This window comes from Streptomyces sp. NPDC001890 (assembly GCF_042891445.1).
Classification (GTDB): Bacteria; Actinomycetota; Actinomycetes; order Streptomycetales; family Streptomycetaceae; genus Streptomyces.
This window is the reverse complement of record NZ_JBIATE010000003.1, coordinates 207,302-220,397: the sequence shown is the minus strand read 5'-3', so window position 1 is coordinate 220,397 and position 13,096 is coordinate 207,302. Positions and strand designations below refer to the sequence as shown.

The 13,096-nt window shown below is 68.6% G+C and carries 8 protein-coding genes and 1 tRNA gene; all 9 read right to left on the bottom strand.

Going from position 1 to position 13,096, the window contains the following annotated elements; genetic code table 11:
* Positions 1-257 precede the first annotated feature (257 nt).
* Positions 258-331: transfer RNA gene (locus tag ACFYY1_RS12285), tRNA-Ile, on the bottom strand.
* Positions 332-407: 76 nt separating this feature from the next.
* A complete protein-coding gene (locus ACFYY1_RS12280) occupies positions 408-1,001 on the bottom strand; it encodes a DUF3566 domain-containing protein (protein ID WP_388583767.1) in 594 nt (197 codons plus the stop codon).
* A gap of 93 nt (positions 1,002-1,094) precedes the next feature.
* Positions 1,095-3,725 carry a DNA gyrase subunit A gene (gene gyrA / locus ACFYY1_RS12275; RefSeq protein ID WP_388583765.1) on the bottom strand — a complete coding sequence of 877 codons (2,631 nt, stop codon included), beginning with the start codon at positions 3,723-3,725 and terminating at the stop codon, positions 1,095-1,097.
* Between the two features lie 46 nt (positions 3,726-3,771).
* On the bottom strand, positions 3,772-5,877 hold the full coding sequence (gyrB, locus tag ACFYY1_RS12270; protein WP_388583763.1) for a DNA topoisomerase (ATP-hydrolyzing) subunit B: 2,106 nt from the start codon (positions 5,875-5,877) through the stop codon (positions 3,772-3,774).
* Positions 5,878-6,290: 413 nt separating this feature from the next.
* The gene (locus ACFYY1_RS12265; protein ID WP_388583761.1) at positions 6,291-6,863 is read right to left on the bottom strand and encodes a DUF721 domain-containing protein; all 573 of its coding nucleotides are present in this window, start codon (positions 6,861-6,863) and stop codon (positions 6,291-6,293) included.
* On the bottom strand, positions 6,860-7,990 hold the full coding sequence (recF, locus tag ACFYY1_RS12260; protein WP_388583759.1) for a DNA replication/repair protein RecF: 1,131 nt from the start codon (positions 7,988-7,990) through the stop codon (positions 6,860-6,862). The genes ACFYY1_RS12265 and recF overlap by 4 nt, the downstream gene beginning before the upstream one ends.
* An 84-nt stretch (positions 7,991-8,074) precedes the next feature.
* On the bottom strand, positions 8,075-8,953 hold the full coding sequence (gene gnd, locus ACFYY1_RS12255) for a phosphogluconate dehydrogenase (NAD(+)-dependent, decarboxylating) (RefSeq protein ID WP_358946868.1): 879 nt from the start codon (positions 8,951-8,953) through the stop codon (positions 8,075-8,077).
* Positions 8,954-9,084: 131 nt separating this feature from the next.
* Entirely contained in the window at positions 9,085-10,215 is a 1,131-nt protein-coding gene (gene dnaN / locus ACFYY1_RS12250) for a DNA polymerase III subunit beta (protein WP_072487582.1), read from the bottom strand.
* Positions 10,216-11,268: 1,053 nt separating this feature from the next.
* Positions 11,269-13,071: a chromosomal replication initiator protein DnaA gene (dnaA, locus tag ACFYY1_RS12245; RefSeq protein ID WP_388583757.1), complete on the bottom strand. Its 1,803-nt coding sequence runs from the start codon at positions 13,069-13,071 to the stop codon at positions 11,269-11,271.
* Positions 13,072-13,096: the final 25 nt, after the last annotated feature.

Here is a 13,096-nt window from a genome sequence, read left to right as displayed (position 1 = left end):
GGCACATGGCGGCGGATCAGATGCACGATCACGGTCCGCTCGAAGCAACGACAGCGACAACAACGCCGGCAGCGACGGCAGCGACGACGACAACAACGCCGGCAGCAACGCGGGCAACGGCAGCGACCGCTCGGCCTTGTGACCGGCCTCGCAGCCGGCCGCACCGATCCCGACGACCGCCGGGCCCGTCCGCCGCCACGATTCAGCCGCAACGCCGAAGGCCCCCCACCGTTTCCGGTGAGGGGCCTTCGTTGCTGTGGGGCTAACAGGATTTGAACCTGTGGCCTCATCCTTATCAGGGATGCGCTCTAACCAACTGAGCTATAGCCCCGCCGCGCTGCGCTGCTGCGCTGACTTCTGAAGATTAGCGCACGTCGGGGCCAGTCCCAAAATCGATACCCGGCGCTCTACTCGTCCTCGGCCAGCGTGAGCTCGATACCGCCCACGAATCCCGCCGACAAGTTGTAGATGAAGGAGCCCAGCGTCGCCAGGGCGGTCGCCAGGACGACGTCGATCACCGCGATGACCGAGGTGAAGATGAGAACCCTCGGCAGCGACAGGAACGACTGGAGATCGAAGCCGTTGCCCTCGTTCGAGCCGGTGGCCTCGCTGATCGTGCCGCCCACGGTGGAGAAGACGCCCATCGCGTCCATCACCATCCACAGCACCGCGGACGCCACCACCGTGCAGATGCCGAGCGCGATGGAGAGCAGGAAGCTGACCTTCATCACCGACCACGGATCGGCCTTGGCCACCCGCAGCCGCGCCTTGCGGGTACGCGGAGTCGTCCGCGCCCCCGTCCGCGGCCGCCGGGCCGCCTGCGCGGCGCCGGCGCCCTGCGTGCCGTGCGACCGGCCGCCCTGGGTCCCGCCCGCGGGCGAGGGGTACGCCTGCGGCGGGTGGTACGGCCCGCTCGGTCCAGGCGCGGGCTCGCGCTCACCCGGCAACGGCCCGGTCGCATAGCCCTCGTACTGGGGCTGAGGCCCCCGGGTATCCGTCACAATGCCCCCTTGGGAGTCCGTGGCAGGGCCACGGGCACCGTTCGCTCCTGCTCCGGAAGCGGCCGAACCGGCGCCCGTGGCTCCACTCACGCTCTACTCCTCGTGCTCCCCGGCCGAAGGCGACGTGCCTTCGACATTGCCCTCGACCGTGCTCTCGGCACCCTCCGCCGTCGCGGCCTCGGAGTCCTCGGACCCCTCGACCTCTTCGGCCTCACGACCGGCTTCGGCGTTACGGGCAATACCGACGACGGCATCGCGCTTGCCCAGATTGATCAGTTGGACGCCCATGGTGTCACGGCCCGTCTCCCTGACTTCATTGACTCGCGTGCGAATCACACCACCGCCGAGCGTGATGGCGAGGATCTCGTCCGTCTCCTCGACCACCAGCGCGCCGACCAGCGAGCCCCGGTCCTCGACGATCTTGGCAGCCTTGATGCCCAGACCGCCACGGCCCTGAACCCGGTACTCGTCGACGGGGGTCCGCTTCGCGTACCCGCCGTCGGTGGCAGTGAACACGAACGTACCCGGCCGGACAACATTCATCGAGAGCAGTTCGTCGCCCTCGCGGAAGCTCATGCCCTTGACGCCCGAGGTGGCACGGCCCATCGGGCGCAGCGCGTCGTCCGTCGCGGTGAACCTGATCGACTGGGCCTTCTTGCTGATGAGCAGCAGATCGTCCTCGGCCGAAACCAGCTCCGCACCGATCAGCTCGTCGGCGGTGCCCTCGGCGCCGTCCGCCATCTCGCGCAGGTTGATCGCGATGACACCGCCGGAACGCGGCGAGTCGTAGTCCTTCAGCGCGGTCTTCTTCACCAGACCGCCCTTCGTGGCCAGGATCAGATACGGCGCGGCCTCGTAGTCGCGGATCGCCAGGATCTGGGCGATCTGCTCGTCCGGCTGGAAGGCCAGCAGGTTGGCGACGTGCTGGCCGCGGGCGTCGCGGCCGGCGTCCGGGAGCTCGTACGCCTTCGCCCGGTACACCCGGCCCTTGTTCGTGAAGAACAGCAGCCAGTGGTGGGTCGTCGACACGAAGAAGTGGTCGACGATGTCGTCTTCCTTGAGCTTCGTGCCGCGCACGCCCTTGCCGCCGCGCTTCTGCGAGCGGTAGTCGTCCGTCTTGGTGCGCTTCACATAGCCGCCGCGCGTGATCGTGACGACGATGTCCTCCTCGGCGATCAGGTCCTCGATGGACATGTCACCGTCGAAGGGCACCAGCTTGGAGCGCCGGTCGTCGCCGAACTTCTCGACGATCGCCGCCAGCTCCTCGCTGACGATCTTCCGCTGCCGCTCCGGCGACACCAGGATCGCGTTGTACTCGTTGATCTTCGCCTGGAGCTCGTCGTGCTCGGCCGTGATCTTCTGGTGCTCCAGCGCGGCCAGTCGGCGCAGCTGCATCTCCAGGATCGCGTTCGCCTGGATCTCGTCGATCTCCAGCAGGCCCATCAGGCCCTCGCGCGCCACCTCGACCGTCTGGCTGCGCCGGATGAGCGCGATGACCTCGTCGATCGCGTCCAGCGCCTTGAGCAGGCCGCGCAGGATGTGCGCCCGCTCCTCCGCCTTGCGAAGCCGGAACTTCGTACGCCGGACGATGACCTCGATCTGGTGCGTCACCCAGTGCCGGATGAACGCGTCGATCGAGAGGGTGCGCGGCACCCCGTCGACCAGCGCCAGCATGTTGGCGCCGAAGTTGGTCTGGAGGTCGGTGTGCTTGTACAGGTTGTTCAGTACGACCTTGGCGACCGCGTCCCGCTTCAGCACGACGACCAGGCGCTGACCGGTGCGCGACGAGGTCTCGTCGCGGACGTCCGCGATCCCGCCGATCTTGCCGTCCTTCACCAGGTCGGCGATCTTCTGGGCCAGGTTGTCGGGGTTGGTCTGGTACGGAAGCTCCGTGACGACCAGGCACTGCCGGTTCTGGATCTCCTCGACCGCGACGACCGCGCGCATCGTGATCGAGCCACGGCCGGTGCGGTACGCCTCCTCGATGCCCTTGCGGCCCACGACGAGCGCGCCGGTCGGGAAGTCCGGGCCCTTGATCCGCTCGATCAGCGCGTCCAGGAGCTCCTCCTGCGAGGCCTCCGGGTGTTCCAGGTACCACTGCGCACCGGCGGCGACCTCGCGCAGGTTGTGCGGCGGGATGTTGGTCGCCATGCCGACCGCGATCCCCGCCGAACCGTTGACCAGCAGGTTCGGGAAGCGCGCCGGCAGGACCGTCGGCTCCTGGTTGCGGCCGTCGTAGTTGTCCTGGAAGTCGACGGTCTCCTCGTCGATGTCCCGGACCATCTCCATGGACAGCGGCATCATCTTGCACTCGGTGTACCGCATGGCGGCGGCCGGGTCGTTGCCCGGGGAACCGAAGTTGCCGTTGGAGTCCACCAGCGGCATGCGCATCGACCACGGCTGCGCCAGACGCACCAGGGCGTCGTAGATCGACGAGTCACCGTGCGGGTGGTACGTACCCATGACGTCACCGACGACACGGGCGCACTTGTAGAAGCCCTTCTCGGGCCGGTAGCCGCCGTCGTACATCGCGTACAGCACCCGGCGGTGGACGGGCTTGAGACCGTCCCGTACGTCCGGCAGCGCACGCGAGACGATGACGGACATCGCGTAGTCGAGGTAGGAGCGCTGCATCTCCGTTTCGAGCCCCACGGGCTCGACACGCATGCCCACCGCGGCGGCGGGCTCCTCTTCAGGTGTCACAGGGGTGTTCTCGTCGGCCATTGCTGGTCAAAGTCCTTTCGGGCGGCGTCTTGCTGGTACGGCCGACTCAGATGTCGAGGAAGCGGACGTCCTTGGCGTTGCGCTGGATGAACGAGCGCCGCGCCTCGACGTCCTCGCCCATCAGCACCGAGAAGAGGTCGTCGGCCTGCGCCGCGTCGTCCAGCGTGACCTGGCCGAGGACCCGGTGGTCGACGTCCATCGTGGTGACGCGCAGCTCCTCGGCGTTCATCTCGCCGAGACCCTTGAAGCGCTGGATCGAGTCTTCCTTGATCCGCTTGCCGTTCTGCTTGCCCAGCTCGACCAGGGCGTCGCGCTCGCGGTCCGAGTACGCGTACTCGAAGTCGTCCCGGCCCCACTTGATCTTGTAGAGCGGCGGGCGGGAGAGGTAGACGTGCCCGGCCTCGACCAGCGGACGCATGAAGCGGAAGAGGAACGTCAGCAGCAGGGTGTTGATGTGCTGGCCGTCGACGTCGGCGTCCGCCATCAGGATGATCTTGTGATAGCGCAGCTTCTCGATGTCGAAGTCCTCGTGGACCCCGGTGCCGAAGGCCGAAATCAGTGCCTGGACCTCGGTGTTCTGCAGGATCTTGTCGACCCGGGCCTTCTCGACGTTCAGGATCTTGCCGCGGATCGGCAGGATCGCCTGGTACATCGGGTTGCGGCCGGACTTCGCCGAACCACCGGCGGAGTCACCCTCGACGATGAAGATCTCGCACTTCGTCGGGTCGTTGGACTGGCAGTCGCTCAGCTTGCCCGGCAGCGAGGCGCTCTCCAGGAGCCCCTTGCGACGGGTCAGATCGCGCGCCTTGCGGGCCGCGACCCGCGCCGTGGCCGCCGAAATGCCCTTGCGGATGATGTCGGCCGCTTCGTTCGGATTGCGGTCGAACCAGTCCGTGAGCTGCTCGTGGACGACCTTCTGGACGAAGGTCTTCGCCTCCGTGTTGCCCAGCTTGGTCTTCGTCTGGCCCTCGAACTGCGGCTCGCCCAGCTTCACCGAGATGATCGCCGTCAGACCCTCGCGGATGTCGTCACCCGTGAGGTTGTCGTCCTTCTCGCGCAGCAGCTTCTTCTCGCGCGCGTACTTGTTGACCAGCGTGGTCAGCGCGGCGCGGAAGCCTTCCTCGTGCGTACCGCCCTCGTGCGTGTGGATCGTGTTCGCGAAGGAGTAGACGCCCTCGCTGTACTGCGTGTTCCACTGCATGGCGATCTCGGCCGAGAGGAGGCGCTCCTTGTCCTCGGCCTCGATGTCGATCACCGACTGGTGGATGACATCGCCCTTGCGGGAGTTCAGGTACTTCACGAAGTCGACGATGCCGCCCTCGTAGTGGTACGTGACCGTGCGGGCCTGCTCCGCCTCGGCGACCTCGGCCACCTCGGCGACCTCCGCGCCCAGCGTCGCCTTCGCCGACTCGCGCTCGTCGGTGAGCTTGATCGTCAGACCCTTGTTGAGGAACGCCATCTCCTGGAAGCGGCGCGACAGGGTCTCGAAGGAGTACTCGGTCGTCTCGAAGATGTCCCCGTCGGCCCAGAAGGTGACGGACGTCCCCGTCTCCTCGGTGGCCTCGTTGCGGGCCAGCGGAGCGGTGGGCACACCGAGCTTGTAGTCCTGGGTCCAGCGGTAGCCGTCCGTCCGGACCTCGACCGAGACCCGCGAGGACAGGGCGTTGACCACGGAGACACCGACACCGTGCAGACCGCCGGAGACGGCGTAGCCGCCGCCGCCGAACTTGCCGCCGGCGTGCAGCACCGTCAGCACGACCTCGACCGCGGGCTTCTTCTCCGACGGCACGATGCCGACCGGGATGCCACGGCCGTTGTCGACGACGCGGACCCCGCCGTCGGCGAGAATCGTGACGTCGATCGTGTCCGCGTGCCCGGCCATCGCCTCGTCGACCGAGTTGTCCACGACCTCCTGCACGAGGTGGTGGAGGCCGCGCTCACCGGTGGAACCGATGTACATGCCAGGTCGCTTGCGGACCGCGTCCAGACCCTCGAGGACGGTGATCGCGCTGGCGTCGTACGAAGCCGTGGCCTCGCCGCTGCCGGCTGACTCGCCCGCGGCGACAGCCTCGGCGCTCTCACCGGGTGTGGACGGAATGTTCTCGTTGGGGTTGCCGGAATCGGCCACGAAGCGCCCTTTCTGGCACAGCACAGGCCGTTCTCCGGGCAAACGGGAGCGGCTGCGTCGTTCGGCTTGTATCGACGACTCCCGCGACGATGCGGGATTGTCCACCAGTCTACCGGTAGCGCTGACATGAATGGGGGTTTGCCGGTACCTGAGTACGCATGTGCCGCCCTGAATGAGCGGCTGACGACTCCCCATATTCAGGAAGGGCCCTCAGGGGGCTCACACCGGCCTTGAGCGCTTCGGCCTGTCAACCTCTCGCTACCGTGAGGGACGACCCACTCTCGCCGCGTGGTTTCGACCACTGCGGACCGCACTGCATGGACCCGGAGGACAGCCGCCCCGCGCGGACAGCACGGGCCCGCGGCAGAGCCGGGAGCGGGATCCGCGGAACGACCCAGCACAGCTCGGCTGCCGGTAGAAAATGAGAAAAGACCAGGTCAGCCGTATGTATCGCCGGGTCCGGTACTCCCCGGCGCCCGCAGCGGACCGAACCTGCGCTGCGGGCCACCGGGCCCCAGCACCTTGATCAACCTGACCGTGCCCTGCCCCAGGTCCGCGTTCAGCCGGGCCACCAGCTGAGGCGCCAGCAGCCGCAGCTGCGTCGCCCACGCCGTCGAGTCGCACTGCACCGTCAGCACCCGCTCGTCCGGATCCTCGTCGTACCGCAGCGGCACACAATGTTTGGCCAGATCTTCACCCACGATCTGCGGCCAGCGCCCCATGACCCCGCCCACCGCCGCCGGGGTCTCCCAGCCGCGCTCGGTGATCAGACGGTTGATCGCGGAACCCAGCGGAAGCGGATCGCGACCGTCCGCCCGCGCGCCCGAGCGCAGCCCGCCGCCCCGCCTGGCCTGCTTCTTCTGCTGGGCGGCCGCGCCACGCGCCCGCGCCTGCTCCTTCGCCGCACGCAGGGCCACCCGCGCCAGGTCGACGCCCGAGGGCTCCGGAGCCCCGCCCCCGCCGGAACGCTCCTGCGACGGCTCCCCGGATCCCTCGCCGCGGCCGCTCACAGCCGCTCCACCTCGCCCGCGGACACCGCGAACCGGGTCCCCGCCAGCACCCCCGGGACGTCGTCGTCCACCGCGGCCGTCACCAGCACCTGCTCGGCCGGGGCCACCAGCTCCGCCAGCCGTTCCCGGCGCCGCGCGTCCAGCTCCGCGAAGACGTCGTCGAGGACCAGCACCGGCTCATTGCCCTCGCTGCGCAGCAGGTCGTACGAGGCCAGCCGCAGCGCCAACGCGTACGACCAGGACTCGCCATGGCTCGCGTACCCCTTGGCCGGCATGCCCCGAAGCCCGAGCAGCAGATCGTCGCGGTGCGGTCCGACCAGCGTCACGCCCCGCTCGATCTCCTGCTTGCGGACATCCGCCAGGGCGGCGATCAGCTGCTCGTACAGCTCCTCGCGGGTACGCGCGGGCTCCACGCCCGCCCCGACCGAGCTGCGGTACTCCAGCGCCAGCGGGCCGCCGCCCGGCGCGACATCCCCGTACGCCTTGTCCGCCAGCGGCTGCAGGGTGGCGATCAGATCCAGCCGCTGCGCCAGCAGCTCCGCGCCCACCCGGCCCAGGTGCTGGTCCCACACGTCGAGCGTGGACAGGTCCATCGACCGGCCACCGTGCCGGCGCGCCATCGCCGCCGACTTCAGCAGGGTGTTGCGCTGCTTCAGCACCCGCTCGTAGTCCGAGCGCACCCCCGCCATCCGCGGCGAACGGGCCGTGATCAGCTCGTCGAGGAAGCGCCGACGCTCCCCGGGATCCCCCTTGACCAGCGACAGGTCCTCCGGTGCGAACAGCACCGTACGCACTATCCCCAGCACGTCACGGGGCCTGACCTGCGACGATCTATTGATACGTGCTCGGTTGGCCTTGCCGGGATTGAGCTCCAGCTCGATCAGCTGCGAACGCTCCCCCTGGGTCACGGCAGCCCGGATGACGGCCCGCTCCGCGCCCATCCGCACCAGCGGCGCATCGGAGGAGACCCGGTGGCTGCCGAGCGTCGCGAGATAGCCGACCGCTTCGACCAGATTCGTCTTGCCCTGGCCGTTGGCCCCCACGAAAGCGGTGACGCCCGGGTCGAGAGGCACCTCGACCCGGGCGTACGAGCGGAAGTCGGCCAGCGAGAGATGCGTGACATGCATGGTGTACGCCGACCTTCCCGGCTTCCTGCTCCGTGCTTCGTGGAGCGGACCGGACGCCTTGGACCGGCCCGCTTCCCGTTGCGGTTACTTCTTGTTCTCGACCGCGTGGCCACCGAACTGGTTGCGCAGCGCGGCGATCATCTTCATCTGCGGGGAGTCCTCCTGGCGCGAGGCGAAACGCGCGAAGAGCGACGCGGTGATCGCGGGCAGCGGCACCGCGTTGTCGATCGCGGCCTCCACCGTCCACCGGCCCTCGCCGGAGTCGGCGGCGTAGCCGCGGAGCTTGTCGAGGTGCTCGTCGTCGTCCAGCGCGTTGACCGCCAGGTCGAGCAGCCAGGAACGGATGACCGTGCCCTCCTGCCAGGAACGGAAGACCTCGCGCACATCGGTGACGGAGTCGACCTTCTCCAGGAGCTCCCAGCCCTCGGCGTAGGCCTGCATCATGGCGTACTCGATGCCGTTGTGGACCATCTTCGCGAAGTGGCCGGCGCCGACCTTGCCCGCGTGGACGGAACCGAAGTCGCCCTCGGGCTTCAGCGCGTCGAAGACCGGCTGGACCTTCGCCACGTTCTCGGCGTCGCCGCCGTACATCAGCGCGTAGCCGTTCTCCAGGCCCCAGACGCCGCCGGAGACGCCGCAGTCCACGAAGCCGATGCCCTTGATGCCCAGCTCGACCGCGTGCTTCTCGTCGTCGGTCCAGCGGGAGTTCCCGCCGTCCACGACGATGTCGCCGGGCGAGAGGAGGCCGGCGAGCTCGTCGATCGTGGCCTGGGTCGGGGCACCGGCCGGAACCATCACCCAGACGACCCGGGGGCCCTTCAGCTTGCCCACAAGCTCTTCGAGGCTGTGGACATCGGAGACGTCCGGGTTGCGGTCGTAACCGATGACGGTGTGGCCTGCGCGGCGGATGCGCTCGCGCATGTTGCCGCCCATCTTGCCGAGGCCGACGAGACCGAGCTCCATCAGAGATTCCTTAAGCGTTGTGCCGATTCGTACCCGAGGACGAGCCTACGCCCGGCCGGGGACGGAGCGACGGGCATGCTCGGCGCCGAGCGTGCCCGTCGGGAACCGCCGTGACAGGACCGATGACCGGATCAGCCGGAGAGGCGGACCGGCATGATCAGGTACTTGTACGCGTCGTCCGCCTCGGCGTCCACGGCCGGGCGGCCGCTGAGCAGCGCGGGCTTGGTGGACGTCGTGAACGAGAGCTGGGCGACCGGGGAGTCGATCGCGCTCAGCCCGTCCAGCAGGAAGGTCGGGTTGAAGGCGATCGAGATGTCGTCGCCCTCCAGCACCGCGTCGACCCGCTCCACAGCCTGTGCGTCGTCGCTGGAACCGGCCTCCAGGATCAGCACGCCCTGCTCGAAGCTGAGCCGCACCGGGGTGTTGCGCTCGGCGACGAGGGCCACACGCTTGACTGCCTCGACGAACGGCGCCGTCTCGATGACCGCGACCGAGTTGAACTCGGTGGGGAAGAGCGTGCGGTACTTCGGCAGATCGCCTTCGAGCAGTCGCGTGGTCGTACGACGGCCGGCCCCCTCGAAACCGATCAGGCCCTCACCGGCACCCGAGCCGGAGAGCGCCAGGGTCACCGTGTCACCGCTGGTCAGGGCCTTGGCGGTGTCCAGCAGCGTCTTGGCGGGCACCAGGGCGACGGCGGAGGCGTCCGGGTTCTCCGGCTTCCAGAGGAACTCGCGGACCGCGAAGCGGTAGCGGTCGGTCGAGGCCAGGGTGACGGTGTCGCCCTCGATCTCGATCCGCACACCGGTCAGCACCGGCAGCGTGTCGTCGCGGCCCGCGGCGATGGCGACCTGGGCGGCGGCCGAGGCGAAGACCTCGCCGGGGACCGTGCCGGTCGCGGTCGGCATCTCGGGAAGTGCCGGGTACTCCTCCACAGGAAGGGTGTGGAGTGTGAATCGCGAGGAGCCGCAGACCACGGTCGCCCGTACACCGTCTGTGGAAATCTCCACCGGCCGGTTGGGCAGGGCGCGGCAGATGTCGGCGAGGAGCCGGCCGGAGACCAGCACCGTGCCGTCCTCCTCGACCTCGGCGTCCACCGAGACCCGGGCCGAGACCTCGTAGTCGAAGCTGGAGAAGCTGAGGGCGCCGTCCTCAGCCTTCAGCAGAAGGCCCGCAAGAACGGGCGCCGGCGGACGGGCCGGGAGGCTACGGGCCACCCAGGCCACAGCCTCCGCGAGTACATCGCGCTCCACCCGGATCTTCACCGGAACCGCCTCCTGCTGTTGCTCGCTCGCCCTGCTGGCCTTCGTCGTCTGATCGCGTCTTCCGCCGCCGAGGCAGCGAGGACGCCGGGGACCAGTCTGACGTACGGCACCGACACTCGGTGCTGCTCGGGGTCAAGTCGCGACAAGCGGCTCGGAGAGCTCCGGCGCCGAGTTGTGCACAGGCCCCACTTCGAAGCGGATTCCGGGCTAACTCTATGTGGCAGTAGTAGTAGGGCCTGTGGAAACCGTGGATAACGTCGTTTTCGCAGGTCAAGCACCGTTTTTTATCCACTGCCCCTGTGGGTGGCACCGGTGGACAACACGGCGCTTCTGTGGACACAGGAAAGTTCTGCACACCCGATGCACAGGACAGGGGGGTTTCTCCCCAGGGCTGTCCCCAGCTTTACCCAGGTTCCCCACAGCCCAACCGACCCTCTTGGTGTGACGCCTTTCACTCGGCGCGGTGAAAGGCGTCACAGCGTTGCCGAACAGTGGACAGAGGTGTGGAGAAGCGGCAGGGAGCTGGGGACAAGACGGCTCGGCCTGTGGGTCGACGGTGGACAACTTCATCCACGCCCTGTGGACGAATATTTTGTCCACAGGCTGTGGATCACGGTTGACCACAAATCCCCAACCCCTTGACCTGGCCTGATGGAGTATCGGCAGTCGCCCCTGTGGAAGCAATATGGACAACTTCCGGATCCCCAGGCTGTGGAAGGGGAAAACTCCCCAGATCTGTGGAGAACAGGCGGTCAGTCGCAGGTATTCGAACAGCGCGACGGCGCCGGAGCGGCGGCAGCGGGTCCGGCGCGGGTGCCGAAGCGGGTCCGCGCGGGCTCTGGACGTGCTCCGAGCGGGCCTCGGAGCACGTCCAGAGCGGATTCGGAGGCGGGGGCTGAGCGTCCCTGGCGTGCTCCTGGCGCTCCACAGGCAAACCCCCAGGCACCCTCCCAGGGCACCCCCAGGCAGCGAAAAGGGCGCCCGAGACCCCCCTGTTGAGGGTTTCCCGGGCGCCCTTCCGGCGCGTACGGAGCGTCTGGCAGCGGCGCTGCGTCAGCCGTTCTTGATGCGGTTGGTGAGCTCGGTGACCTGGTTGTAGATGGAGCGCCGCTCAGCCATCAGCGCGCGGATCTTCCGGTCCGCGTGCATCACCGTCGTATGGTCACGGCCGCCGAACTGCGCACCGATCTTGGGCAGCGAGAGATCCGTGAGCTCCCGGCAGAGGTACATGGCGATCTGGCGGGCCGTCACCAGCACCCGGCTGCGCGAGGTTCCGCAGAGATCGTCCACCGTGAGACCGAAGTAGTCCGCGGTCGAGGCCATGATGGCCGTCGCCGTGATCTCCGGAGCCGAGTCCTCGCCGCCCGGGATCAGGTCCTTCAGTACGTGCTCGGTCAGTCCGAGGTCCACCGGCTGCCGGTTGAGGCTGGCGAAGGCCGTGACCCGGATCAGCGCCCCCTCCAGCTCCCTGATGTTCCGGGAGATCCGGGAGGCGATGAACTCCAGTACCTCCGGCGGGGCGTTGAGCTGCTCCTGCACCGCCTTCTTACGGAGGATCGCGATGCGCGTCTCCAGCTCCGGCGGCTGCACATCGGTGGTCAGGCCCCATTCGAAACGGTTCCGCAACCGGTCCTCCAGGGTCACCAGCTGCTTGGGCGGCCGGTCGGAGGACAGCACGATCTGCTTGTTGGCGTTGTGGAGCGTATTGAAGGTGTGGAAGAACTCCTCCTGCGTCGACTCCTTGCTCGCCAGGAACTGGATGTCGTCGACGAGCAGGATGTCCACATCCCGGTAGCGCTTGCGGAAGGTGTCGCCCTTGCCGTCGCGGATCGAGTTGATGAACTCGTTGGTGAACTCCTCGGAGCTCACGTACCGCACCCGGGTGCCCGGGTAGAGGCTGCGGGCGTAGTGACCGATGGCGTGCAGCAGGTGGGTCTTGCCGAGCCCGGACTCCCCGTAGATGAAGAGCGGGTTGTACGCCTTGGCCGGGGCCTCGGCGACTGCGACCGCCGCGGCGTGCGCGAACCGGTTGGACGCGCCGATCACGAAGGTGTCGAAGAGGTACTTCGGATTCAGCCGGGCCGCCGGTTCGCCGGGTCCGGGCGTGGGAGCGGGCTGCGAGCCCATCGGCCCGGTGGCGCCGCCGGGCCGTCCGGTGCCGGCGCCGCCCTGCCGGTGCTGCGGCTCCTGCATGTCGTGGTGCTCGGGGCGCTGCTGCTCGTAACCCTGGCGCTCGGGCGGCTGCGGACGGTAGTCGTGCTGGGGCTGCTGGGGGCGGCCGCCGCCGTACGGCTCGCGCCACTGCTCCGCGGGAGCCTCGCGGTCCTGGAACCCGCCGAGCCGGGGCTGCTGCCAGGAGAGGTCCTCCTGGGTGCGCGGCCACGCACCGGGTTCGGGGCGCTGCTGCTGGTAGTCGGGGTAGGCCGGCCGGGCGGTCGGCATGCCGTCGTCGGAGGGCCGGTGTCCGTACCCGTCGTACGCGTCGTTGTGCTGCCGCTCGTCGTGCTGCGGCCCCTGGTAGCGGTGCTGCTGAGGCTGCTGGGGCTGGTGCATCGGCGGCGCGGGCGGGCTCGGCGGTTCGCCCGCGGAGTCGTCGACGGTGATCGCGATGCGGATCGGGCGGCCGCATTCGCGGCTCAGCGTCTCGCTGATGAGCGGCGCGAGCCGGCCCTCCAGGACGCGCTTGCCCCATTCATTGGGCACCGCGAGCAACGCCGTGTCGGCGACCAGGGCGAGCGGCTGGCAGCGCTCGATCCACTGCTTGTCCTTCGGCTCGATGCCCTGCTGGCCCTCCCCGAGGAGTTGCTCCAGCACTCGTGGCCACACTGCGGCAAGATCGGCAGGTACGTCAGCCACGGGGCACGCTCTCTCGCTGGTCCCA

Coding starts and splice junctions, on each gene's coding strand:
- gyrA (WP_388583765.1), bottom strand. CDS start 3,725: ATGGCCGACGAGAACACCCCTGTGACACCTGAAGAGGAGCCCGCCGCC.
- recF (WP_388583759.1), bottom strand. CDS start 7,990: ATGCATGTCACGCATCTCTCGCTGGCCGACTTCCGCTCGTACGCCCGG.
- gnd (WP_358946868.1), bottom strand. CDS start 8,953: ATGGAGCTCGGTCTCGTCGGCCTCGGCAAGATGGGCGGCAACATGCGC.